Origin of the sequence: Sorangium sp. So ce394 (assembly GCF_051474665.1) — a bacterium.
GTDB lineage: Bacteria > Myxococcota_A > Polyangia > Polyangiales > Polyangiaceae > Sorangium > Sorangium cellulosum_D.
Genome location: NZ_CP150339.1, coordinates 10463626 through 10485901, shown reverse-complemented (window position 1 = coordinate 10485901; position 22276 = coordinate 10463626). Strand labels below are relative to the sequence as shown.

Below are 22276 nucleotides of genomic sequence, written 5' to 3'. Positions count from 1 at the left end.
CGCAGTGACCGGTCGACCGTTGCGAGGGAGGATCGCCGATGAACAGCGAAGCGAGCGTGCTGGCCCCTGGGTTCCTCATCGCGTCGCCGCCCCTGGGCGATCCGAACTTCGACAAGACGGTCGTGCTGCTGGCGGTCCACAGCGACAGCGGGGCGCTGGGGTTCGTGGTGAACCGGCCGGCGCCGATGACGCTCGGCGAGCTCCTGTCGTTCGCCGGCTACGGCAACGAGCTCAAGGACCCGGCGCCGGTCTACCTCGGCGGGCCGGTCCAGCCGAGCTCGGGGTGGATCCTGTGCCTCGATCCGGCGCTCGGGGCCGAGGAGACGGGCGTGATCCCGGTGGGCTCCCGGGTGCGGGTCACGTCGTCCCGGAGCGCGTTCGACACGCTCGCGGCCGACGCGGTGCGCGGCGCGGCCTCGGCGGACCCGCGGAGGAGGACGGTGCTCCTCGGCTACAGCGGGTGGGGGCCCGGGCAGCTCGAGCGGGAGATCGCCGCGGGCGCGTGGCTGCCGGTGCCGCTCGACGAGCGGATCCTGTTCGACGTGGCCGCGGAGCAGCGCTGGGAGCAGGCGTATGCGCTGCTCGGGCTGCGCCCGATCGAGGTGCTGTCGATGCGCAGCATCGGAGAGGCGTGAACGCGGGCGGCCGGAAGGCTCCTCCTGATTGACTCGGCACCGGCGCGCACGAACCTTCCCGGTCGCGTCCCGCCCCCGGGGAGGGCGCCGCGCGGGCCTTCACCTCCGCAGCGGCCGGCCCATCGATGCAGAGAGCAGACGCCACGAGAGGAGCCATCATGGAGATCAACATCGGAATCGACGCCAAGACCCGCGAGCAGATCGGCGCTGGGCTCGGCCGTGTCCTCGCCGACACGTACACGCTTTACCTGAAGACGCACAACTTCCACTGGAACGTCACGGGTCCGATGTTCCAGACGCTGCACCTCATGTTCGAGCAGCAGTACAACGAGCTGGCGCTCGCCGTGGACCTCGTCGCCGAGCGCATCCGGGCGCTGGGCCTGCCCGCGCCGGGGACCTACAAGCAGTTCGCGGCGCTCTCCTCCATCAAGGAGGAGGACGGCGTCCCCAAGGCGACCGACATGATCAGGCGGCTCGTCGAGGGCCACGAGACCGTGGCGCGCACCGCGCGCGAGATCTTCCCGGTGGCCGAGCAGGCCAACGATCAGCCCACCTGCGATCTGCTCACCCAGCGGCTGCAGGTCCACGAAAAGACCGCGTGGATGCTGCGCAGCCTGCTGGAGTAGCCCCCGGCCGCCCGGGCTCGGCCGCCGTCGGGGCGGGGCCGGGCTCCCGGCGCCGCCCCGGGCCGGGCGTCCGGCTCAGCGCCGCTGGGGGACGAGGAACCCCTCGCCGTCGACGGCCACCGCGCGCTGCTTCAGGAGGCGGCCCACGGCGCGCTTGAACGCCTTCTTGCTCAGGCCGAAGATCGCCCGGATCTCGTCCGGGCTCGAGCGGTCGCCGACCCGCGGCGCGCCCGGGCGGGCGAGCCGCGCGAGGATCGTCTGGGCGTCGCTCTCGAGCTCCTCGTGGGCGTGGCCGCGCAGCGAGAGCTCGACCTTGCCGTCGGACAGCACGCTCGTCACGCGGAACCGCGCCGCCTCGCCGCGCGCGAGCGCGTGCGGCTCGTCCGCGGGGACCAGGCCGACGAAGCTGCGCTCGAGGATGACGAACAGCCCGAGCCCCGGCTCGTTGCGCCACGCCTCGCCGTCGACCCACTCGTCCAGATCGAACTCCCCCTTGTCGCGCAGCATCTCGCTGACGCGCATCGTCCCCGCGAGGCGGCCGGTCCTGTCCACGATGAGGCCCACCGGGTGCCGCTGCCCGACCCGCAGCTCGCGCGTCTGCTCCGCGTGCGGGACGAGCAGCTCCTTCGGCAGGCCCCAGTCGACGAACGCGCCGAAGCGCGCCACGTCGGTCACCTCGAGGAACGCGACCTCGCCGAGCGCGACCTTCGGGCGGCGCGCGGTCGCGATCGGGCGATCCTCCGAGTCGAGGTGGACGAAGACCTCGAGCTCGTCTCCCTCCTGCGCCCCCTCGGGCACCTCGCCGCCCGGCAGGAGGAGCACCGGCGCGTTCGGGCGCAGGTCGCCCGGGTCGGGCGAGAGGAACGCGCCGGGCGGGCCGAACCGCCGTATCGGCAGGGTGACCACGCGCCCGAGGAGATCGTCGTACGGCATCGGCGCGCAGTCTTGCACAGGCCGGGCGGCGCGTCGCCAGCGCGACGGAGGCGAGCGGCTCGGACTCCCGATCTCCGGCGCTCCCGAGCTCGATCCCGCGCCAGCGCGGCGCCTCGACCGGGGGCAGGGAGATTGATACGACAGCCGCTGATGCCCAGGGTCCTCCACCGGCTCGCAAGGCGCCTCGCGCTCGCCGCCGGTCTGCTCCTCCTCGCGCCCGTCGTCGTGGCGCACGCCCGCGTCTGGCTCGACGACGACGCGCCCTCGGAGAGCGCCGGCAGCCCGGCGCAGGGCCGCCTGCGGCACGGGCACCCGCTCCCCCCCTCGGGGCCGGGTCACGTGACGTATTCGTACCTGGGAGCGAGCCTCGGCCGCCAGTACGTGCACGGCGCCGTGCGCGACGCGCTGCTCGAGGCGTTCGCCGCGGTGTCGGCCGCGCGGCCCGGGCGGCGCTTCGTCGTGGGAGAGACGGGCCATCGCCAGGGCGGCGCGTTCTGGCCGCATCGCACGCACCAGAACGGGCTGAGCGTCGATATCTTCGTCCCGCTGCGCGACGCCGCGGGGCGGCCCGCGGACGTCGCGACCTACCCCTGGAACCAGCTCGGCTATGGGCTCGAGTTCGACGCGCAGGGCCGCCGCGGCGACCTGGCGATCGACTTCGACGACCTCGCGCGGCTCCTGTCCGCGCTCGACGAGAAGGCGAGGCCGCGCAAGCTCCGGATCCAGCGGATCATCCTCGCGCCCGAGTACGTGCCGCTGCTCCTCGCGAGCCCCGCGGGCCGCGCGCTGGGCCCGCTCTCCGGGGCGATCCTCCGGCGCCAGGTCTGGTGGCGCCACGACGAGCACGCGCACATCGAGTTCGCGCTCGAGGCCGGGGTCCCGCGCTGAGCGAGGCAATCGATTGGGCGAGAGAGCAATGGGCGGCACCGCGACGGGGCCCGAAGCGGCCGCGCTGCTCGCGGCGCCCGGAGGGCCCCGCGCTGCGGCGCGCCCCGCTTGGCATCGGCCCTCGCCCGCCCCACGCAGGGCTGGCAGCCGGGAGACCGAGCACCATGCCGGTGCGCGGGCCGGGCTGCGCGCGCCGCTCCTTGCGGATCGGGCGCGCTCATGCGAGCCAGCCCGGCCCCTGCGAGCCGATCCCCGCGGAACCCCCTCCATGACAGACAGCTCCGGATACCGCATGTACGTGTTCCGCAGCGGCCGCCGCGACGTCCCCGGGCCGCGGCTCGTCGCCGAGCTCGCGGACGACCTCCGGGCGCTCGCCGCCCCCGCCGGCGGCGATCGCGATCGCGGCATCGTGCTCCGCGCCTTGATCCGCGCCGGCGAGCTCGAATCGATCCTCGCCGACGCCGACGCGGCCAGCGCCTCCCTGCTGGCGCGGCTCACGGACGGGCTCGCCGCCATGCTCGTCGGCGGCGACGGCGCGGGCGCGCTCGCGATCTCGGACGGTCCGACGTCGGACCCCGGACGGCCAGACCTCTGGCCACGGGCGGCCAGCCGCCTGACCACGCCCGAGGCCCTCGCGGCGCTCGCGGCGATCGACGTCCCCGCCACGGTCCCGACCTCGCCGCCCGAAGGGTTCTCCTTTTACGCGCTCCACCCGCTCGATTTCGCCCGGCTCGCCGAGCGGCTCGCGTCCCCGCCGGCGCCGGTCCGGGTCGTCGGGATCCGCAGCATCGGCACCACCCTGAGCGCGGTGACGGCCGCGGCCCTGCGCCGGCGGGGGCTCCGGGCCGGCCGCATCACCGTGCGCCCGTCCGGGCACCCCTACGATCGCCGCGTCGAGCTCGGCGCGCGGGAGCTCGCCTGGGTCGAGGACGGCATCGCCGAGGGGGCGCAGTTCTGGGTCGCCGACGAGGGGCCGGGCTTCAGCGGATCGTCGTTCCTCTCCGCCGGCGACGCCCTTGTCGGCGCCGGCGTCCCGCGCGGCAACATCGTTTTCCTCGGCTCCCGCGCCGCGGACCCCGACGCCCTCGTCGCGCCCGACGGCGCCCGTCGCTGGCGGTCGTTCCGCGCCGAGCGCGTCGTGGGCGGGAAACACGTCCCGGCCGATGCTGGCGAGTTCATCGGCGCCGGGACCTGGCGCCGCCGCTTCTATGACGACGAATCGCGCTGGCCCCCCTCCTGGACGTCCATGGAGCGATTCAAGTCCCTTTCCCGCGACGGCAGCCGAATTCTCAAGTTCGAGGGCATGGGCCGCTACGGGGCCGAGTGCCTGGAGCGCGCCCGCGGCGTCGCTCAAGCCGGCTTCGGTCCGGCGCCGCGCGACGAGGGCGAGGGCTTCCTCTCGTATCCATGGCTCCCGGGCCGGCCGCTCGAGCCCGGCCACCTCTCCGCCGCCGTGCTGGAGCGCCTCGCCGATTATTGCGCCTTCCGCGCCTCGGCCTTTCCCGTCCCGAGCCCCACGACCGACGAGCTCATTACGATGGCGCGCACCAATTTCTCAGCGGACATGGGAAATGAGCTCCCGGCGGAGCTCCACCTGGAGATCGCCCGTCCCGTGCTCGTGGATGGTAAGATGGATCCTCACGAGTGGCTCGGGTCGGCGTCAGGCGAGCTCTTCAAGGTGGACGCGGCCGGGCACGGCGACGATCACTTCCTCCCCGGCCCCACGGACATCGCCTGGGATCTCGCCGGGGCCATCGTCGAGTGGCGGATGGCGCCCGACGCCCGCCGCGCCTTCCTCGATCGCTACCGGCGCAGCACGGGCGACGACCCCGAGCGGCGTTTGCCCGCGTATCTGCTGGCCTACGCGCTCCTGCGCCTGGGAGTTGCCGCGATGGCCGCCGCGTCGCTCCCGGACGAGGGCGAGGCGCGGCGCCTGGCCGCGGCGCGGCATCGCTATCGCTCTGCCCTGCTCGAGCGCCTCGCCCTCACGGCCTCGCGGGGCGCGCTCGGGTAGCGCCGCTGGGCTGGATCCGGAGTACACGTCACGCGCTCACTTCTTTCCTGACACGGCTGTACGGAATTTCCGCGATGGTGCAAAGGCCGATGCGGAGATAGGTTCACGACGCCGTATCCATGATTCGTCCGCGGCAGCCCTCGCGCGGAAGCTGGATCGAGCTCGACGCCCCGTCGCTGACCGAAGAACGCAAGCTCATGCTCAAGCGCCTGATCCTCATTGCCGGCTCCTCTTCGAGCAGCGATGAACCGTCGGCCCGCGGGACACCGCTGCTCTCCCCCGCCGACAAGGCGGCGCTCTCCCGGGAGTTTCCCGGCGTGGAGATCGACGCGCCCTGTCCGCCCGGGAACGCGCCCCACGCCGCCGTCGACGCCCGCGCGTGGCGCGCCTCGCAGCTCGATCTGTGGGCGCTCGACACGCACCTGCACGCGCTCGACGCCCGCGGCCTCTTCGACCTCCGGCTCCAGGGGCTCGAGCGCGAGGGCGCGGCGCGCACCGCCTACGAGGTGCTCACCCGCTGCCAGCGCTTCCTCCGGAGGAGGAATGTCGCCTCCGCGACCGCGGTCTTCGCCCGGGTCCTCGGTCGCCACCGGGAGCTTTACGATCTCGACAGGCCGCTTGTCAGGGCCGACTACGATCATGCGATCGACGTCTGGCAATGGATGCTCCGGCTCGACCCGCGCGCGTCCGTCGCCGCGCAGGCGGCGGCGCTGTTCCACGACGTGGAGCGGCTCGTCTCCGAGGCGAACGTCCGGATCGAGCACCGCGCCGCGGACTACCAGGCCTTCAAGGACGAGCACGCGCGGCGCGGGGCGGCCCTCGCGGGCGCCGCGCTCGCCGGGGTCGGGCTCCCGCCCGAGGTCCTCGATCGGGTCGGCGCGCTGGTGGCGTCGCACGAGCGGCCGGGGGACGACGCCGAGCTCGCGCTGCTCAACGACGCCGACGCGCTCTCGTTCTTCTCGCTGAACAGCGCCGGGTTCCTCGATTACTACGGGCCCGAGCACACCCGCGCCAAGGTGGCGTACACGCTCCGCCGCCTCCGCCCGGAGGCGAGGGCGCTCGTGCCGCGCGTCCGCTGCCGCCCCGAGGTGGAGGCAATGATCCTCGGCGAGCCGAGGCGCACATCGGCGCCGGCCCCGGCGGAGACGCAGGCCTAGAGGGGAGGTCCGGTTCGCGATGAGGCTCGTCATCTTCGGTCTGACGATCAGCTCGTCCTGGGGCAACGGCCACGCCACGCTGTGGCGCGGCGTGATCAACGCCCTCGGGCGGGCCGGGCACCGCGTCACCTTCTTCGAGCGCGACGTGCCGTATTACGCCTCGCACCGGGATCTGAACTCGCTGGCGCACGGCAACGAGCTCCGGCTCTACAGCTCGTTCGACGACCTCCTCCCCGAGGCCCGGCGCGCCGTCCGGGAGGCCGACGCGGCGATGGTGACCTCGTATTGCCCCGACGCCGGCCCCGCGACCGAGGTGGTCCTCGAGTCGCGCGGCCTCAAGGTCTTCTACGACCTCGACACGCCGGTGACGCTGGATCGGCTGAACGCCGGCCAGCCGGTCGGCTACATCGGCCCGCGGGGCCTCGTCGATTTCGATTGCGTGCTCAGCTACACGGGCGGCGCGGCGCTCGACGCGCTCCAGGCGAAGCTCGGCGCCCGGCGGGTGTTCCCGCTCTACGGCAGCGCCGACCCCGAGGTGCACCGCCCGGTCGCGCCGCGGGAGGAGTTCCGCGGGGACCTCTCGTACCTCGGCACGTACGCCGCCGACCGGCAGGAGGCGCTGTCCGCCCTGTTCCTCGAGCCGGCGAAGCGGCTGCCGCACAGGCGGTTCGTCATCGGCGGCTCGCTCTATCCCGAGGATTTCCCGTGGGCGGAGAACCTCTATTACATGCGCCACGTGGCGCCGCCGGATCACCCGGCGTTCTACTGCTCCTCGCCGATGACGCTCAACATCACCCGCGGGGCGATGGCGGCGATGGGGTACTGTCCATCCGGGCGGCTCTTCGAGGCGGCCGCGTGCGGGACGCCGATCCTGAGCGACAGCTGGGAGGGGCTCGACCGGTTCTTCGCGCCGGGGGAGGAGATCCTCGTCGCGAGGACCGCGGACGAGGCCGTCGCGGCGCTCTCGCTGTCGGCGGCCGAGGTCGCGGCCGTCGCCCGCGCGGCGCGCGAGCGGGTGCTCGCGGAGCACACCGCGGCGCGGCGCGCGGCGGAGCTCGTGGCGATCCTCGAGTCGGTCTCGGCGCGATGAAAGGAGGCAAAGGGCGATGTGGGGAGTGATTCCGGCGGCGGGCCTGGGGAGCAGGATCCAGCCGCTCGCGTTCTCGAAGGAGCTGCTCCCGGTGGGGACGCGCCGGGACGGCGACGTGGAGCGGCCGCGCGCGGTCAGCGAGTACCTCATCGACCGGATGATCCTGGCCGGCGCGACCCGGATCTGCATGGTGATCTCGCCTGGCAAGTCGGATATCGTCGAGTATTACGGCGCGAGCGTCGGCCCGGCGCACATCTGTTATGTGGTGCAGCCGGTCGCCGCGGGGCTCTGCGACGCCATCTTCCGGGCGCTCCCGTGGATCCAGCCGGAGGAGGAGGTCCTCGTGGGGCTGCCCGACACGGTGTGGTTCCCGGAGCACGGGCTCCGCGCGCTCGACGACGGGGGCCTCTCGTTCCTGCTCTTTCCGGTCGATCACCCGGAGCTCTTCGACGCGGTCGTCACCGACGAGAAGGGCAGGGTGCTCGAGATCCAGGTCAAGCAGCGGGACGCGCGCTCTCAGTGGGTCTGGGGCGCCTTCAAGCTCACGGGGGCGGTGATGCGCGAGCTCCACGATCTCTGGTGCGAGCGCGGGCAGACGGACCCGTACATCGGGACGCTGGTGAACGAGTACCTCGCGCGCGGCGGCAGCGCGCGGGCGGTGCGGGCTGGCGAGGCGTACGTCGACGTGGGGACGCTGCATGGCTACCGCGAGGCCATCCAGCTCCTCAGCGGCGCGGCCGTGTGAACGGAGGAGCCATGGATCGGAGCGTGGAGAGCGCGAGGAGCGTGCCGAATGTACAGAACGTGGATGACGCGAGGAAGCTGACCCGGGAGCAGATCCAGGAGCGCGTGCGCGGGCTCGGGCAGTGGTTCCACAACATCGATCTCGGCGGGGTGAAGACGGCGCCGGAACATTTCCTCGGCGATTACCCCGCGTTCAAGTGGAAGGGCTTCGCCCACGCGATCCCGGAGGATCTCACGGGCAAGACGGTCCTCGACATCGGCTGCAACGCGGGCTTCTACGCGCTCGAGATGAAGCGGCGCGGGGCGGCGCGGGTGCTCGGGATCGACAGCGACGACGATTACCTGGCGCAGGCGCGCTTCGCCGCGGAGGTCTCCGGCGCGGACATCGAGTTCCGGAACCTCTCCGTGTACGACGTCGGGAGCCTCGGAGAGCGCTTCGATCTCGTGCTCTTCATGGGCGTCCTGTACCACCTCCGCCACCCGCTGCTCGCGCTGGATCTGCTGCACGAGCACGTGGTCGGGCACACGCTGGTCTTCCAGAGCATGCAGCGCGGGAGCGCCGAGGTGACGCCGCTGGAGGGGGACTATCCGTTCTCGGAGAAGCGGATCTTCGACGAGGCGGGCTATCCTCGGCTCCACTTCGTGGAGCACAGCTATTCGCAGGACCCGACCAACTGGTGGGTGCCCAACCGGGCGTGCGCGGAGGCGATGCTGCGGAGCGCCGGCTTCGAGATCGTGAACCACCCCGAGCCCGAGGTCTACATCTGCCGCCGCCGCGAGCGGGCGGACGGCGTGCCCGGCGCGGTCTACCCGGCCAGGCGAGCCGGCGTGAATGGAGAGCAGGCATGATCGAAGCGGTGATGCTCTGGAACGAGCCCAACAACAAGTCGCACTGGGATTTCGAGATCGATCCCGAGTGGACGACGTACGGCGCGCTGGTGAAGCTCGCCGCGGACGCGATCAGGAGCGAGCGCCCCGAGCTGCCGCGCGTGCTGGGCGGCATCTCGCCGATCGATCCTGCGTTCATCGCCAACATGGGCCGGCAGGGCGTGCTCGATCACGTCGATGTCGTCGCGGTGCACGGCTTCCCGCTCGACTGGAACCACTGGCAGATCCACGAGTGGCCGAGCAAGCTCGACGAGATCCGCGCGGTGACCGACAAGCCGCTCTGGATCACCGAGATCGGCGTCTCCACGTTCGGCGCCGAGGAGGTGCAGGAGTTCGGCCTGAAGCGGAGCGCCGAGCTGCTCCGCGGCAAGGTCGATCGGGTCCACTGGTACAGCCTCTACGATCTGCCGCGCGCGTGGCCGGCGACGACGCGGCACCGCGAGGCCGAGGGCTCGTCGTACTACCGCCATTTCTACATGGGCCTGCTCCGCGAGGACGGGACGCCCAAGCGCGCGCTGCGGCTCTTCCCGGAGTGCACGCCCGATTTCGGCGTGTGCCAGTGGTTCCACTTCGAGGACCACCGGCTGGACGACGCGGTGGCGTGGTTGAAGAAGCTCGGGGTGCGCCATCTCCGCACCGGCCTGAGCTGGGCCGACAGCTTCCGCCCTGGCGCGGAGGCCTGGTTCGACCGGCAGATGCGGGCGATCGAGGCGTTCGATGTGACGCTGACCTACTGCTTCACCCCGGAGCACGCCGGGGTCCGGCCGCACCACACGAGCCCCCCGCAGCGGCTCGAGGAGTTCGCGGAGTTCTGCGCCCGCATGACGCGGCGTTATGTGGGGTAGGCGGCGGCTGCTCGGCTGTCGGAACGACGTCTTTTTGCGCGGATACGGCGTGTCCTGAACGTGCCGTCGAGGCGCGCCTGTTCAGCTGTCCGTGAATGACGCGCCCTCTGGCGCGCCGCGTAGCCGTTTGATAGGGTGGAGATCGCGCGCGCCTCCGGCGCCGGGACGACCGGACGTCGCGCACGGCAGGTGGCTCATGTCGCACGTCACGAGCAGCGCGAAGCGAGAGAGACCCGAGGCGCGCGGCGGCGCCCCAAGGGCCTCAGGCGGGCGCGCGGAACGGCGGGAGGCGCTGCCGTGAACCTCGCCTCGCTCCGCCGCCAGGGCCGCACCCCGCCGGACCTCGCGTGGCCGCCGTTCTCGTGGCTCTCGTCGGGCCGGCCGCCGCGCTGCCTCGTCGTGGTCGCCCATCCGGACGACGAGACCCTCGGGCTCGGCGCGCGCATCGGCCGGCTCCAGCCGATCGAGGTGGTGCACGTGACCGACGGGGCGCCCCGCGACAGCCGGTTCATGCCGGCGGAGCTCGCCGACATCGGGCGCGAGCGCTACATCGCCCTCCGGCGCGGCGAGGTGACCCGCGCGCTCGCCCTGGGCAACGTGCCGGCGTCGAGGCTCAGGTGCCTCGGCGCGGTGGACCAGGAGGCCATCGAGGAGGCCCCGAGCCTCGCCCGGAAGCTCCTCGAGCTGTTCGCCCGGACGCGGCCCGAGGTGGTGATCACCCACCCCTACGAGGGCGGCCACCCCGATCACGACGCGGCGGCGCTCGCCGTCCATTCGGCCGCGGTGCTCGCCCTCTGGAACGGCGTCACCTCGCCGCTGATCTTCGAGGCGGCCTCGTACCACGCCGCGCGGGGTCACCTCGTCACCGGCGAGTTCATCGCGCAGCCGAGCGTCCCCGAGATCGCCCTCCGGCTCTCGGGCGAGGAGGCGTCGAAGAAGCGCACCATGCTGGCCTGCTTCTCCAGCCAGAAAGAGACGCTCGCCCCGTTCGGCGCCGAGGTCGAGCGCTTCCGGCCCGCGCCGGCCTACGACTTCCGGATGCCCCCGCACGAGGGGGCGCTCCACTACGAGCGCCTCGGCTTCCCCATCGACGGCGCGCGCTGGCGGAAGCTCGCCATCAAGACGCTGACGCTGCTCGGCCTCGATCGAGAGCGATGCCTCTGACGGTCCTGCACGTCGGCTATCCGCTCGCGCCCGTGGGTCCGGACGCCGTGGGCGGGGCCGAGCAGGTGCTCTCGATGCTCGACGAGGCGCTCTCGCGCGGCGGCCACCGGTCGATCGTCGTCGCGCCGGAGGGCTCCGCGTGCGCGGGGACGCTGGTCGCCACGCCGGCGCCGCCGCCGGGCGCGGTCCTCGACGAGGCCGCCAAGGAGCGGGCGTGGCGCCACCACCGGAGCGCCATCGCGCGGGCGCTGGAGCGGTATCCAGTCGATCTCGTCCACCTGCACGGCGTCGATTTCGATCGCTACCTGCCCGAGCCCGGCGTGCCCGCGCTGGCGACGCTCCACCTCCCGCCGAGCTTCTATTCGCCGGCGGTGTTCCGGCTCGAGCGCCCGAGGACGTTCCTCCATTGCGTCTCCGCGACGCAGCGGCGCGCCTGCCCGCCGGGGGCGCGACTCTTTCCCGAGGTCCCGAACGGCGTCCGGCTGGAGCATTACCGGCCGCGGCGGTACCGGCGCGGCTTCGCGCTCGCGCTGGGCCGGATCTGCCCGGAGAAGGGGTACCACGTCGCCGTCGAGGCCGCGGTCCGGGCCGGGTCGCCGCTGCTCATCGCCGGACGGGCGTTCGGCTACGAGGAGCACACGCGGTATCTGCGGGAGGTCCTTGTGCCGATGCTGGGCGGCGCCGGGCCGGCGCGGCGCTTCCTGGGCCCGGTCGGCCTGGTCCGGAAGCGCCGGCTGCTCGCGGCGGCCCGGTGTCTCTTGGTGCCCAGCCTGGTCCAGGAGACCAGCTCGCTCGTCGCCATGGAGGCGCTCGCCTCGGGCACGCCGGTGATCGCGCTCCGCGGCGCCGGCGCGCTGCCGGAGATCGTGGAGCACGGCCGGACGGGGTACCTGGTGGACGACGCCGCGGAGATGGCCGAGGCGATCGCGATGGCGGACCGGCTCGACCCGGCGGAGTGCCGCCGCGCGGCCGAGGAGCGCTTCTCGGCGGCGAGGACGGCGGCGGCGTATCTGGAGACGTACCGCCGGATCCTGCGCGAGGGGTGAGCGGGAGACGCCGGGGAGGCGCCCTGGGTTTCCTCAACTCTATATTTCCGTTCTTCCCGGCAAGACACGGGCGGACCTGGTGAACAGCACATCGGGTGTGTCGTTGACCGAAGCTGGCGGCTCCTTCCGATGGTGGTCACGCCTGGTCGCCCGCAGGTTGTTCGGCGAGACCGGGCTCGGCGCCGCACGAAGGAGGGAGGACCGTGAAGAACGAGATCGCTGGCATCCGCATCCCTGACAGCCACCTGGCCGCGGAAGCGACCGAGCTCGCGCGGGAGATGTCGGCGCCCTTCCTCTTCAACCACGTCATGCGCACGTACATCTTCGGCGCGCTGCTCGCGAAGCGGCGCGGGCTCCAGCTCGATCTCGAGCTGTTCTACCTCGGGGCGGCGCTCCATGACCTCGGCCTGGCCGAGAAATTCCGGGGCCCGGAGCGGTACGAGGTCGAAGGCGCGAACGCGGCGAGCGAGTTCCTGAAGCAGCGCGGCGTGCCCGAGGAGGCGATCGGCGTCGTGTGGGACGCGATTGCGCTGCACACCGTGAGGGGCGTCCCGTCCTACAAGCGGCCCGAGGTGGCGCTGCTCCACGTCGGAACTGTCATGGATATCACTGGCAAGGACGTGAAGGAGCTCTCTGCGGACGAGGTGGACGCGGTGCTCCGGGCGTACCCGCGTCTCGATTTCAAGCGCGCGTTTCCGCAGGCGATCGCCGACATGCTCGCCAGCAAGCCCGAGACCGCCTTCTACAACTTCACGGCCGACATCGCCGAGCGCCTGATCCCGGGCTTCCATGCCCCCAATTTCTACGACGTCATCCTGGCGGCGCCGTTCAAGGAGTGACCGGGCCCAGCGCGTCCTCCCTCGAGCGACCGCGCACGCGCCGGCCCCTCCGGCGCGTGCGTCGCCCATACGCGCTCTCAGACGCGGGCTGCAGAGGCGGCGTCCTGCTGCAAGCGGGCGATCAGCGTCACCAGCACATCGAACGACATCACGGCGTTCGAGTGCATGGTGTGGAACACCCCGCCATCCACATCCAGGATCTGCGACCGCTCTACCCAGAGGTTCGATGCGACGTCGGCGATGCGTTCGATCGCGATGGTCTTCCCCTCGATCGTGAGGTGGCCGCGCGTGAGCTCGATCATCTTCATCGGGTGGTCCATGTTGCGGGAGGCGAACAGGGTTTTGGACAACGCCACGCTGTCGGGCAGAGCCCGGAAGCGGACCGATCCACCGGCCTGAAGCTCGTGGTAGAGCCGCTCCCCGCGCTGCTCTACATGGCGCATCCGCAATGTCCGGCTCAGCTCGGCGTAGCGCGAGGTGCGCGCTCCAATGAAGACCCACGGCGCCTGTGGTGTCGCCCGGTAGCCGATACCGCCGAAGTAGAACGTGTAGAGATCCTCGATGTCGGCGTAGAAGTCGGTCCGGGTGCCTTTGCGCTCCCGAGCCTGGATCGCGTTCTGGTGCAGCACGAACACGGGCTGCGAGGCCACGACCCACCACGTGCCCAGCGCGATCACGACGCCCAGAGCGATCGCCCCGTACCCAGCGCGATACAGCACCGACACATCCCCATCGAACCGCACCGTGCTGCCCGGCCCTGGTACCAGGGACAGCACCAGGGCGCCCGCGCCGGCGAACAGCGCTGCCAGAAACCATCCGGTAAAAAGAAGCGAACGGCTCTTGCCGTAGGTGCCGATCACATCGCCTGGATTGCGCATGCTTCCATCCTTGTCGTTGATTGTCCTTGTCGACCGTGCCACGCGGCGGCGGCGCGGTCCCAGGCAGGCCATCCTCGAGACCGCATCTTTTGCTTTTTCTGCGTTACGGTAAGGCGCCGCGTGGGCGACCGCATGTCCCCCCTCTGCTCGAACACTCTCCAGAAAGCAGCGCCCTGGGTGTTGGCGGGATTGCTCCGCATGAGCGTGCAGGGTCGGCGGCGCGCAGGAAATAAGGCGCCCGGCGCCCTCGGGGATGAGGTGGCGGCCCGGGTCGTTCACGAGGCGATCGGCTGGGCTCCACGAGCGATCTCGACGGGACGTTGCAGCGCGTGCACCACGAGGGCCGCGAGGCGGGCGGCCGGGAGCTCCGGTTCCGCCGTTGCCTGGTGCAGAGCCAGGGGGAGCGCGGGCAGCGCCGGCAGCCCGGCCTCCCCGGGGCCGAGCGCGCGCACGCCGGCGGGCAGGCCGATCGGCGTGCGCACCGTGAACCCAAGCCCTGCCGCCGCCGCGGCCCAGAGCCCGCCCAGGTCCGGGCTGGTGAAGGCGAGCCGCCACGGGATGCCAGCGCGATCGAGCGCCGCCGCGGCGGCATCCCGGAACCGGCACGGCGCCTCGATGGCCAGGAGCGGCAGCGACTCGCCCTCCGCCCCGGTCCGCGCAGGGCCCCCCGCGGCCGACCCGATCCAGCGCATCGGCAGCTCGGCCAGGCGCTCGCCATGCGGCGCCCCCATCCCGTCGCCCCACACGAGCGCGAGATCGAGCCGGCCCGACGTGACCCGCTCGAGCAGCTCCGCATTGCGCGCGACCCGCACCTCGATCCGCACCCTCGGGTGGGCGCGCGAAAACCGCCCCAGCACCCCGGAGAGCAGCACGTCACCGAAGTCCTGTTGCAGGCCGAGCCGCACCCAGCCCTCGAGATCGACGCCGCGGACCGCGACCGCCGCCTCGTCGTTCAGCTCGAGCAGGCGGCGGGCGTACGCCAGCATCGTCTCGCCCGCCTCCGTCAGCGCGAGACCGCGCCCGGCCTTGCGAAAGAGCGGCGTGCCCGCCTGCTCCTCCAGCTTCTTGAGCTGAGCGCTCACCGCCGAGGTCGACCGGCCCACCCGGCTCGCCGCCCTGGCGAAGCTGCCCAGCTCCACCCCCGCGACGAAGCTGCGCAGCACGTCGAGATCGAAGGTGACGCGTTGCATGCTAATCGTCCCGTTTTTATGAACTATCCGTACCAAAGTTCCTGATTTTCAGCACGATGGTGCTCCGTCATGCTGGTGGCGTCAAGGCGAGCCGGAGCCGCCTGACGGAGCACAGGGACCCACATTCCATGCGTTTCGCTCACGTCTCACCGCGGAATGTCGAACCGCCGCTGCGCGAAGGGGACCTCCCTCGCGATCTCGCCGACAGCCATCGTCGCACGCGGCGTCCGGGGAGAGCGCTCCCTGGGAGCGGGCGCCGCCTCTCCCGGGCTGCGCTCGCGATGGCGACAGCCTTGCTCTGTGCCGGCGCGGGATGCGCGCGGGACTCGGTCCTGGAGCGAGCCTCGCTCGGGACTCACGCGGTCGCGGGCGGGAAGGCCGTGACCCGCGTCGAGGTGCAGCGGCTGACGTTGCCCCCTGGGTTCAAGGCCGGGCCGCACACGCACCCCGGTCCGGTCGTCTGCTATGTGACCGAAGGGCGTATTCTGTTTCAGGTGAAAGGCCAACCGGCCAGGTACTACACGGCAGGGCAGACGATCTTCGAGCCCGCGAGCACGCCCATCGAGCGCTTCGACAACGACTCCAGCTCGGCCCCCGCGACCTTCATCGCCACCTACCTGCTGGGCGACCAGGACACGGAGCTGCTTCACAGGCTCCAGTAGACACGCCTGCGCTCTCCCGTCACGTCTTAATGGCGGAGTTTGTCGGAAGCTGATCCGCATCGCGTCGTTGTTCTTGTCCGGATTTGCCCGCCTGAACGCGCTTCCTGTGCGCCAGTTTCTTCTGTCAACCCGGGGGCGTCGCGCGGCTGGTAGTTGACGTTCCCGAACCGTTCAATTCGCTTCTCTCATCGCATAACAGGAACGTTCTGTCAACTCGGGTCATTTCGCGCAGTCGTGGAGTTGGGGCAAGATTGCCTGGATGCGCCAGGCACGCTCTCGACCTGTGCGAATTCCGAGGGGATCTCTGGCAAGGTGGACGATGGTGGGACCGGTCGCGAGGCAAGGCCGCGGCAGGCCCTGCTCGTTTGACGCGGCGTGACGTGAATCACATTGTCTGTAGGTGCACGTGGAGGCATGGCTCGCTCTGACCACCACGCGGCTCAGGCGCGTTCGGGCAGCCGGCGCTTCCCGTTGCCGCCTTGCGGGGCCGGCAGCCGGAGCCATGTTCTCCCTCGACGAGAATGCTCTCGGCGGGACGGCGATCAGGCGCAGCCCATGTCGTTGAGCTGGGGTGAAAGGGGGGGCGTCATGGCCATCAGGACTGGAAGGTTTTACATCAACACCAACGATCCGGAGTTCGCCCAATTCGGGTCTGGGAGTGGTCTCCGCGTCTACAGGAGGACGATCGAGTTTAGCCTGCCGCAGAGCGGCGGCGTCGCGGCGCAGGCCGCCATCGGCCATATCGACATCGGGCACGATTCAGCCCCCCGCCTCGAAGTGAGAACGGAGAACGTCACCAGCAAAAGCTTCGATGTCATCATCAGTACATGGCTAGACACACGGGTCTACGGCGCCGCGGTGGTCTGGATCGCCCATACGCTCGAGTAGCGCGCCGCGCCGACCTCTACGGGCGCCGCCCTCTTCGGCCTTGGCACGGCGACCCCGCGGGGCGGGGCGAGCCAAACCTGCATCCTGAGCCGCGCCGTCGCCCTCGGGGACGACGTGGGACGTGGCGGCCCGGGTCGTTCACGAGGCGCTCGGTCGGCTGCTCGGGCTGCCGGTCGCACCAGAGGGGTGAGTCCGCGGCGCAAGCGCTCGCTACGAGCGTGGAGGCCGCGAACAGCGCGTTGTTCCGCGCCCGCTCCGCGACCGGCAGCAAGATCGGCGGGGCGGAGCCGGTCGACATCGCGAGGACCACGCAAGTGGATCCGCGTCTGCTCGAACAGTACGTGCGCGTCTTCGAGGAGGCGAACCTGGATGCCCTGGTCGCGTTGTTCCACGAAGACATGCGCACCACCATGCCGCCGGCGCCAACCTGGGTCTCCGGGCGCGCCGCCAACGAGCGCTTCTACCGGCTGATGTTCGGCAGCATCGAACGAACCGTCTCAGGGGCCAGCTCACGATCTGCGCGAGCATGCGCTCCTCGGGAACGACGTCGCGGCGAGGTGCCGGCAGCGCGCCTGGATCTTCCGAGGCGCGCTGCCCCGGGTCACACAGCGGTGTAGCCGCCGTCCACGGTCAGCTGCGTGCCGGTCATGTACGACGACCAGTCGGACAGCAGGAAGACCGCCGGCCGAGCGATCTCGTCTGCGTGCGCGAACCGCTTCATCAGCGTGGCCGCGCCGAAGGCGTCGAGCACCTGCTCGCCGCTTTGCATATGATCCCAGATCTCGGTCTCCACCGGGCCGGGCAGGATGGCGTTGACGCGAATCTTGTCCGCCGCGTAGTCGATGGCCGCAGACTTGGTGAGGCCGAGGATCGCGTGCTTGGTCGCGGCATAGACGCCGAACCCGGGCGCAGAGACCGTGGAGGCGATCGATCCGCAGTTGACGATCGAGCCGCCGCCGCCCTTCTTCATGACAGGCACTTGATACCTCATGCACAGATAGATGCTGTGCAGGTTGACCTGCATGAGAGCGAGGTAATCGGCGACCGGCACGTCCGCGAGCGGCCCGAGCGCGGTGGCGATACCGGCGTTGTTGAAGACGCTGTCCAGCCGCCCATGGGCCTCCACGGTGCGCTCGATCAGAGCCTGGATGTCCGCCTCGACGGTGACGTCGGTGCGGACGAACAGCGCGTTTCCACCCTCCACCTTGATGCGGGCCACGAGCGCGTCGCCCATCTCCTGGCGTCGCCCGGCCAGCACCACCTTGGCGCCGGCCCGCGCCGCCGCGATCGCTGTCGCGGCCCCGATTCCCGATGTGGCCCCGGTGATCAAAACGACTTTATTGCTGAGCATGGCAATATCAACTCCGTGTAATAAGTATTGGAATGGATCGAAAGACTCGCTGTCTCCAGCTGACGGGACGACGGCGAAAAGGAGCGGCCCGAGGGACCGCCGGTGCTCGTCGCGACGTTCGCGGCGCCGCGGGCTCGCCTTGACGAGGCCGAGGCCGTCCAAGCGTTCGCGCTGGCGTGCCACCGAGGATAGCCCGCGCGAAACCATTCCGTCCTGTCAGGAATTTTTCCGCCAACGACCGGCAGTTGGCATAACGTACAAGAAATACGATCCACTGATCCGCGCATAAATACCAACAGATCCAACGAGTTCACTTGGATATGTAATATTATCTACATTACGCTGGCGACGCCGTCAGATGTCAGCACTGCTCGATTCTATTTGGCGAGGGCGGGAACGGCAAGAGCGCGGGGATCATCCTCGTGAGGGCGATGTTTCCGCCGGAAGCACTCGCGAGCCTTCCGCCGCAACGGTGGACGGAGCGATTTGCGCTGTCTGCGCCAGAAGGGAAACTGGCTAACATCGTGTCGAAGACGCCCAGCGGAGAGCGCCTCGAGGGTGGAGCGTTCAAGGTGCGTATTCCGGGCCGACGCGACGGCCGATTCCGAGCGCACGTGACGGCTCGTTCCGACGGGACGTGACCGGGCGTTCCGGGCCACCCGACGGGATGTTCCGACACACCTGACGGCTCGTTCCGACGCACGTGACGGGCCGTTCCGAGGGACGTGACGGACCGTTCCGACGGGGGTGACGGCCCACAGGCGGCGCTCGCGGTCGCAGCCTCATCGCGTACATGGGCGCGATGTCGGAGCGGCTATCGATGCGGAAGGTTCTAGAGATTTTGAGGCTCAAGTTCGAGTGCAAGCGCAGCCGAGCGGAGATCGCTGCAGCGGCCTGCGTCGGCGAGAGCGGCGCGATGGCAGCTCGCTCTCGCCGTCGTGCGCCCTCTTGCCTTCTCCATCTTCTCTCTTCTTCTCTGCCAGCCGCTGTCACCCTCACGGAGAACCAGTACAGGCACCGACCGCGCCTCAATGCGCGAGCGCGGGGCTCTCGCCGCTCCGCCGAACGGCGCTGCCATGGGCCCGGAGCGCGGCGAGGCCTTCCGCGCGGCTCCGCACGGCGCGGTAGCCAATCTCCTTCTTCGCCCGAGCAGACGAGAGGTGAAGCGTTTGCCCGAGGAGCCGCACGTCCTCGAGGGTGAGCGGTGGGCGCCGTCGCGGCGCGAACCACCCGAACAGGTTGGTGAGGAGCCACCCGAACAGCACCGCCAGGGGGAGGGGTACGGACCAGGCCTTCGCGTCCACGCCGCGCGTCGCCATGAGCTCCGTCAAGAAGGTGCGCATCGGAGTGACCTCGTCGTCGGTCACGAAATACGCGCGCCCGCCGACGTCACTGCGCACTGCGCAGCTCACCGCTTCGGCGACATTGTCGACGTGGGCGACGCTGTAGAGGTGTTTGCCCCCGCCGACGTAGGCGAAGCGCCCGGCGCGGAAGGCCTCCGCGATGATGTCGAGGGTCTGCGCGTCCGGGCCCCAGATCATCGGTGGGCGGAGGCTCACGGTGCGCATCGCGGGGCTGTCTGCCTCGAGCACCATCGCCTCGGCGAGCGCTTTCGTCGCGCTGTACGGCAAGGAGCGGTCGACCCTGGGCGGCAGAGCGTCCTCGTCCCCTTCGCTCGGCCGAGAGCCCTCGATGACAACCGACGCAGCCCCGAGGTAGATGAAGCGGCGGACGCCGGCCGCGCGCGCCGCTGCGAGCAAGCCGCCGGTGCCCTCGACGTTGGTGCGGGCGTGCTCGCCCCAGCGCAGGGCCGAGGTGAGGGACGCGGCCGCGTGCACTACGACCGCGGCGCCCGTGCAGCCCTCGGTGAGCGCGGCGGCGTCGTGGAGGTCGCCGCGGACGGGCTCGGCGCCGAGAGCGGCGAGCTTGGCAGCGCTGGCGGCGCTTCGCGCGAGGGCACGGACGCGGTACTCACGCGCGATGAGCGCACGGACGATGGCGCGGCCCACGAAGCCGCTGCCTCCGGTGACGAACACGGTCTCTGCCATGACGAATCTCTCCTGTTCGGGCCCGCTCCGGCGCGCCCTCCAGGATCATCTATAGCATCGCTACACGGCTTGTCTATAGCGCCGCTACAATTTGTCGGCGATCGCTTGGAACACCGCGTCGAGCGCCCCCGCCAAGGTGGCGCGGCTCGGTGGTGCGCCGGAAGGGCTCGCGACGATGCTGAGCGCGAGGCCCTGGACGACGGCCCAGACGTGCTCGGCAGCGCGCTCGATCGGCACGCGCAGGGCGCCCGCCCTGGCGCAACGCTCGAGGCGGTGCCGCATCAGGGCGTAGCTCGGCTCGAATATCGACGGCTGCTCGATGCCGCGCGCCATCAACGCGACCGTGACGGAGGGGTGGGCCTGCACGAATTCGAGCACGTGCTCGCAGCCCGTGCGGAGATCCGCGACGGGGTCGTCTGTCGGCGTGAGCGCCCGTTTCTTCGCCATGAACTTCTCGAGCGCGACGGCGTGGACCGCAGCCACGAGCCCGTCCCGGTTGCCGAAGTGGTGGTAGAGGGTCGGCATCGTCACGCCGGCCTCCTCGCACACCCGCCGCGTCGTGAGCGCCGCTGGGCCTTCGCTCTCGAGTACCCGGTACGCTACGGCGAGCAACTTGTCCTTGACGTCGGCCATCGCCGTCAGGCTAGCACAGCTAGCCTCTGGCAGCTCCTCGCGACCCGGAGGCAGCCCGACGGCGCGCTGAACGAGACCGCGCGGGCGACGCTCTCGGCCGTCGATGTGCGCTATGCGACGGCGTCTACGTGGATTGACCCTGGGCGATGAGGGCGACCTACTTGGCCGCGATGCTCGCCAGGGCCTGGGCGATGCGCGGCGGCGCGTTGGGGCGAGCGTACATTCGCTCCATGTAAGGTTGGATCGCGCGCGGGTGCTGCCGTTCGGGGCTGCGAGGGCAAGCTCAGATGGTCGAGGATGTGGCGCACCACCGCTGAGTCGGTGTTCGTGGAAAGCACGCGCATCCTCCGTTCGCATCTCGGGCAGCGGAGCGCATCGAAGCCGAACGAACGCTTCATGAGCACGGCCCACTCGACGTAGCGCGACGTTGCGAACAACTCCCCTTCGAGCAGCCGCCCCCAGTGCAAGACCGAGATCAGGGTCGGCTCAACTCGCACCGTGGGCTCGGCATGCGCGAGCGACCTCGCTGAGAGCGCCGGCGGAGCGCACGGCGACGCGGGCGCGGCGGGCGCGGCCGGCAGAGGCGCGTGCCCCGCGCACGGCTCAGACTTCGCGGCGCGCGGGGCGCCCCGTCCACGTTCACCTCGTCGCGCGCCTCAACGGCTCCACGACCCGGCTGATCACCACGCAGTTCTACTTCGAGGCCGAGTTCAGCAGGAGAATTTACGAGTCCGAGCCGGCGTACACGGCTCGCTCGACGAACATCCCGCAGTCGAGCCTCAACCCGCCGGGGTTTGGCGACCCTGCCATGCCGACCATGGCGCGTAGGTAAAAGAAGCCGGATCGCAGCGCGAAGAAGTGTAGCGCAGCAAACCGAGAGGGTGGGACCGCGAGCGTCGTGATGGCTCGGTCCTGGGTCGAAAGAGCGTGGTCCGGGCGGCGCCGAGCGCGCTAAGGGGCGCATCGGCGTGCCGTGGGCACACGTGTCCGTCCGGGCGTTGGTCTGGTCCGGGAGGCGCGTCGCGAGACGCTATGCGGCGTCGCCGGGCGCCTTGCGGTGCAGAATGGTGCTCTTCCAGTACGGCGGGTGCAACGTGGGCGTTGGGAGAGCGTGCTGGAACATCGGTCGGCTCGCCGAGCGCGGAGAGGAAGCGGGCGATGTTCCCTGGCTCGGTCACCATGGCGACGAGCTTCATCCGCCCCTTGCAAGCTGGGCACTCGAGGACGTCGATCGCAAATGTGCGGCGCAAGAGCTCGGCGCGGTTTGTCGATCGCCCGATAGCCGCCACGCGCGTGGCCATCGCCCGTTGGGTGCACAGCGCGCTCGTGATCGGCGAAGCCAACGCCTGGCTCTGGTGGTGGTACTCGGGCAACACCACGAACGAAGGCTTGATTCAGCAGTCAGGCAGCGTCACCACCAAGCGCTACTACACGTTCGGAAACTTCACCCGCTACATTCGCCCCGGCTACCACCGCGTCGCCGTCACCGGCGTCTTCCCGGAAAAGGTCCTCGTCAGCGCCTACACAAACGACAGCGGCAAAGTCGTCGTCGTCGCCATCAACGAGACAACCTCCGCCCAGACCGTTCCCCTCGCCTTCGCAGGCGGCACCGCGCCAAGCGCGATGGTCCCCTTCGTGACCGCCGCTTCGAAGAACTGGGCCGAAGGAACTCCCGTCACCGTAACGGACGCCACGCTCCCGATGGCCCTCGAAGCCATGAGCGTGACGACGTTCGTGAGTCAGTGAAGCCTAGCCAG

General features: G+C 70.7%; 22 protein-coding genes. 16 read left to right on the top strand and 6 right to left on the bottom strand.

The annotated features are described in order from the left end of the window. Positions 1-38: 38 nt before the first annotated feature. Both WMF33_RS38770 and WMF33_RS38765 read left to right on the top strand, forming a co-directional pair. A complete protein-coding gene (locus WMF33_RS38770; RefSeq protein WP_061629188.1) occupies positions 39-635 on the top strand; it encodes a YqgE/AlgH family protein in 597 nt (198 codons plus the stop codon). A 158-nt stretch (positions 636-793) separates the two neighbouring features. Then, positions 794-1261, top strand: coding sequence for a Dps family protein (locus WMF33_RS38765; protein ID WP_437333322.1), 468 nt, complete (start codon positions 794-796; stop codon positions 1259-1261). A 75-nt stretch (positions 1262-1336) separates the two neighbouring features. On the opposite strand, the gene WMF33_RS38760 is transcribed toward WMF33_RS38765, so the two are convergent. Beyond that, complete coding sequence (locus WMF33_RS38760; protein ID WP_437333321.1) at positions 1337-2194, bottom strand: CvfB family protein; 858 nt, start codon at positions 2192-2194, stop codon at positions 1337-1339. A 150-nt stretch (positions 2195-2344) separates the two neighbouring features. Between WMF33_RS38760 and WMF33_RS38755 the strand changes: the two genes are divergently transcribed. From WMF33_RS38755 to WMF33_RS38710, 10 genes are all read left to right on the top strand, one after another. After that, a complete protein-coding gene (locus WMF33_RS38755; protein WP_437333320.1) occupies positions 2345-3082 on the top strand; it encodes a penicillin-insensitive murein endopeptidase in 738 nt (245 codons plus the stop codon). 268 nt (positions 3083-3350) lie between these two features. Beyond that, positions 3351-5096 carry a hypothetical protein gene (locus WMF33_RS38750; RefSeq protein ID WP_437333319.1) on the top strand — a complete coding sequence of 582 codons (1746 nt, stop codon included), beginning with the start codon at positions 3351-3353 and terminating at the stop codon, positions 5094-5096. A 119-nt stretch (positions 5097-5215) separates the two neighbouring features. Then, a complete protein-coding gene (locus tag WMF33_RS38745; protein WP_437333318.1) occupies positions 5216-6253 on the top strand; it encodes a DUF4202 family protein in 1038 nt (345 codons plus the stop codon). A gap of 19 nt (positions 6254-6272) precedes the next feature. Beyond that, positions 6273-7343, top strand: coding sequence for a CgeB family protein (locus WMF33_RS38740; protein ID WP_437333317.1), 1071 nt, complete (start codon positions 6273-6275; stop codon positions 7341-7343). 16 nt (positions 7344-7359) lie between these two features. After that, positions 7360-8088: a sugar phosphate nucleotidyltransferase gene (locus tag WMF33_RS38735; protein WP_437333316.1), complete on the top strand. Its 729-nt coding sequence runs from the start codon at positions 7360-7362 to the stop codon at positions 8086-8088. 11 nt (positions 8089-8099) lie between these two features. Beyond that, positions 8100-8936 (top strand): TIGR04290 family methyltransferase, encoded by an 837-nt coding sequence (locus tag WMF33_RS38730; protein ID WP_437333315.1) that lies wholly within the window; start codon positions 8100-8102, stop codon positions 8934-8936. Next, positions 8933-9820, top strand: coding sequence for a glycosyl hydrolase (locus WMF33_RS38725; protein WP_437333314.1), 888 nt, complete (start codon positions 8933-8935; stop codon positions 9818-9820). Before WMF33_RS38730 ends, WMF33_RS38725 begins: the two co-directional genes overlap by 4 nt. Positions 9821-10117: 297 nt before the next feature. After that, positions 10118-10984: a PIG-L deacetylase family protein gene (locus WMF33_RS38720; RefSeq protein WP_437333313.1), complete on the top strand. Its 867-nt coding sequence runs from the start codon at positions 10118-10120 to the stop codon at positions 10982-10984. Continuing rightward, entirely contained in the window at positions 10975-12030 is a 1056-nt protein-coding gene (locus WMF33_RS38715) for a glycosyltransferase family 4 protein (protein ID WP_437333312.1), read from the top strand. The genes WMF33_RS38720 and WMF33_RS38715 overlap by 10 nt, the downstream gene beginning before the upstream one ends. A gap of 203 nt (positions 12031-12233) precedes the next feature. Continuing rightward, positions 12234-12869: an HD domain-containing protein gene (locus WMF33_RS38710; RefSeq protein WP_437333311.1), complete on the top strand. Its 636-nt coding sequence runs from the start codon at positions 12234-12236 to the stop codon at positions 12867-12869. 77 nt (positions 12870-12946) lie between these two features. On the opposite strand, the gene WMF33_RS38705 is transcribed toward WMF33_RS38710, so the two are convergent. Both WMF33_RS38705 and WMF33_RS38700 read right to left on the bottom strand, forming a co-directional pair. After that, on the bottom strand, positions 12947-13747 hold the full coding sequence (locus WMF33_RS38705) for a hypothetical protein (RefSeq protein WP_437333310.1): 801 nt from the start codon (positions 13745-13747) through the stop codon (positions 12947-12949). A 275-nt stretch (positions 13748-14022) separates the two neighbouring features. Then, positions 14023-14937 (bottom strand): LysR substrate-binding domain-containing protein, encoded by a 915-nt coding sequence (locus WMF33_RS38700; protein WP_437333309.1) that lies wholly within the window; start codon positions 14935-14937, stop codon positions 14023-14025. A gap of 281 nt (positions 14938-15218) precedes the next feature. Here WMF33_RS38700 and WMF33_RS38695 point away from each other — a divergent pair, with 281 nt between their 5' ends. The 3 genes from WMF33_RS38695 (at position 15219) to WMF33_RS38685 (ending at position 17104) form a co-directional block, all read left to right on the top strand. After that, positions 15219-15599 carry a cupin domain-containing protein gene (locus WMF33_RS38695; RefSeq protein ID WP_061629174.1) on the top strand — a complete coding sequence of 127 codons (381 nt, stop codon included), beginning with the start codon at positions 15219-15221 and terminating at the stop codon, positions 15597-15599. Between the two features lie 588 nt (positions 15600-16187). Next, the gene (locus WMF33_RS38690; RefSeq protein WP_437333308.1) at positions 16188-16487 is read left to right on the top strand and encodes an H-type lectin domain-containing protein; all 300 of its coding nucleotides are present in this window, start codon (positions 16188-16190) and stop codon (positions 16485-16487) included. A 218-nt stretch (positions 16488-16705) separates the two neighbouring features. Next, positions 16706-17104: a nuclear transport factor 2 family protein gene (locus WMF33_RS38685; protein WP_437333307.1), complete on the top strand. Its 399-nt coding sequence runs from the start codon at positions 16706-16708 to the stop codon at positions 17102-17104. Here the strand turns inward: WMF33_RS38685 and WMF33_RS38680 are convergent. The 3 genes from WMF33_RS38680 to WMF33_RS38670 all read right to left on the bottom strand — a co-directional run bounded on the left by WMF33_RS38680 (position 17089) and on the right by WMF33_RS38670 (position 20519). Next, entirely contained in the window at positions 17089-17838 is a 750-nt protein-coding gene (locus WMF33_RS38680; protein ID WP_437333306.1) for an SDR family NAD(P)-dependent oxidoreductase, read from the bottom strand. The genes WMF33_RS38685 and WMF33_RS38680 overlap by 16 nt on opposite strands. A 1028-nt stretch (positions 17839-18866) precedes the next feature. Further along, positions 18867-19886, bottom strand: a complete 1020-nt coding sequence (locus tag WMF33_RS38675) for an NAD-dependent epimerase/dehydratase family protein (protein ID WP_437333305.1) — start codon at positions 19884-19886, stop codon at positions 18867-18869. Positions 19887-19970: 84 nt separating this feature from the next. Continuing rightward, positions 19971-20519, bottom strand: coding sequence for a TetR/AcrR family transcriptional regulator (locus WMF33_RS38670; protein WP_437333304.1), 549 nt, complete (start codon positions 20517-20519; stop codon positions 19971-19973). Between the two features lie 1179 nt (positions 20520-21698). Between WMF33_RS38670 and WMF33_RS38665 the strand changes: the two genes are divergently transcribed. Continuing rightward, positions 21699-22265, top strand: coding sequence for a glycoside hydrolase family 30 beta sandwich domain-containing protein (locus WMF33_RS38665; protein WP_437333303.1), 567 nt, complete (start codon positions 21699-21701; stop codon positions 22263-22265). Positions 22266-22276: the final 11 nt, after the last annotated feature.

What these genes read in the sequence shown, in the direction of transcription:
- WMF33_RS38770 (WP_061629188.1), top strand. Translation starts at nt 39, where the DNA reads ATGAACAGCGAAGCGAGCGTGCTGGCCCCTGGGTTCCTCATCGCGTCG.
- WMF33_RS38765 (WP_437333322.1), top strand. Translation starts at nt 794, where the DNA reads ATGGAGATCAACATCGGAATCGACGCCAAGACCCGCGAGCAGATCGGC.
- WMF33_RS38760 (WP_437333321.1), bottom strand. Translation starts at nt 2,194, where the DNA reads ATGCCGTACGACGATCTCCTCGGGCGCGTGGTCACCCTGCCGATACGG.
- WMF33_RS38755 (WP_437333320.1), top strand. Translation starts at nt 2,345, where the DNA reads ATGCCCAGGGTCCTCCACCGGCTCGCAAGGCGCCTCGCGCTCGCCGCC.
- WMF33_RS38750 (WP_437333319.1), top strand. Translation starts at nt 3,351, where the DNA reads ATGACAGACAGCTCCGGATACCGCATGTACGTGTTCCGCAGCGGCCGC.
- WMF33_RS38745 (WP_437333318.1), top strand. Translation starts at nt 5,216, where the DNA reads ATGATTCGTCCGCGGCAGCCCTCGCGCGGAAGCTGGATCGAGCTCGAC.
- WMF33_RS38740 (WP_437333317.1), top strand. Translation starts at nt 6,273, where the DNA reads ATGAGGCTCGTCATCTTCGGTCTGACGATCAGCTCGTCCTGGGGCAAC.
- WMF33_RS38735 (WP_437333316.1), top strand. Translation starts at nt 7,360, where the DNA reads ATGTGGGGAGTGATTCCGGCGGCGGGCCTGGGGAGCAGGATCCAGCCG.
- WMF33_RS38730 (WP_437333315.1), top strand. Translation starts at nt 8,100, where the DNA reads ATGGATCGGAGCGTGGAGAGCGCGAGGAGCGTGCCGAATGTACAGAAC.
- WMF33_RS38725 (WP_437333314.1), top strand. Translation starts at nt 8,933, where the DNA reads ATGATCGAAGCGGTGATGCTCTGGAACGAGCCCAACAACAAGTCGCAC.
- WMF33_RS38715 (WP_437333312.1), top strand. Translation starts at nt 10,975, where the DNA reads ATGCCTCTGACGGTCCTGCACGTCGGCTATCCGCTCGCGCCCGTGGGT.
- WMF33_RS38705 (WP_437333310.1), bottom strand. Translation starts at nt 13,747, where the DNA reads ATGCGCAATCCAGGCGATGTGATCGGCACCTACGGCAAGAGCCGTTCG.
- WMF33_RS38700 (WP_437333309.1), bottom strand. Translation starts at nt 14,937, where the DNA reads ATGCAACGCGTCACCTTCGATCTCGACGTGCTGCGCAGCTTCGTCGCG.
- WMF33_RS38695 (WP_061629174.1), top strand. Translation starts at nt 15,219, where the DNA reads ATGGCGACAGCCTTGCTCTGTGCCGGCGCGGGATGCGCGCGGGACTCG.
- WMF33_RS38690 (WP_437333308.1), top strand. Translation starts at nt 16,188, where the DNA reads ATGGCCATCAGGACTGGAAGGTTTTACATCAACACCAACGATCCGGAG.
- WMF33_RS38680 (WP_437333306.1), bottom strand. Translation starts at nt 17,838, where the DNA reads ATGCTCAGCAATAAAGTCGTTTTGATCACCGGGGCCACATCGGGAATC.
- WMF33_RS38675 (WP_437333305.1), bottom strand. Translation starts at nt 19,886, where the DNA reads ATGGCAGAGACCGTGTTCGTCACCGGAGGCAGCGGCTTCGTGGGCCGC.
- WMF33_RS38670 (WP_437333304.1), bottom strand. Translation starts at nt 20,519, where the DNA reads ATGGCCGACGTCAAGGACAAGTTGCTCGCCGTAGCGTACCGGGTACTC.
- WMF33_RS38665 (WP_437333303.1), top strand. Translation starts at nt 21,699, where the DNA reads ATGGCGACGAGCTTCATCCGCCCCTTGCAAGCTGGGCACTCGAGGACG.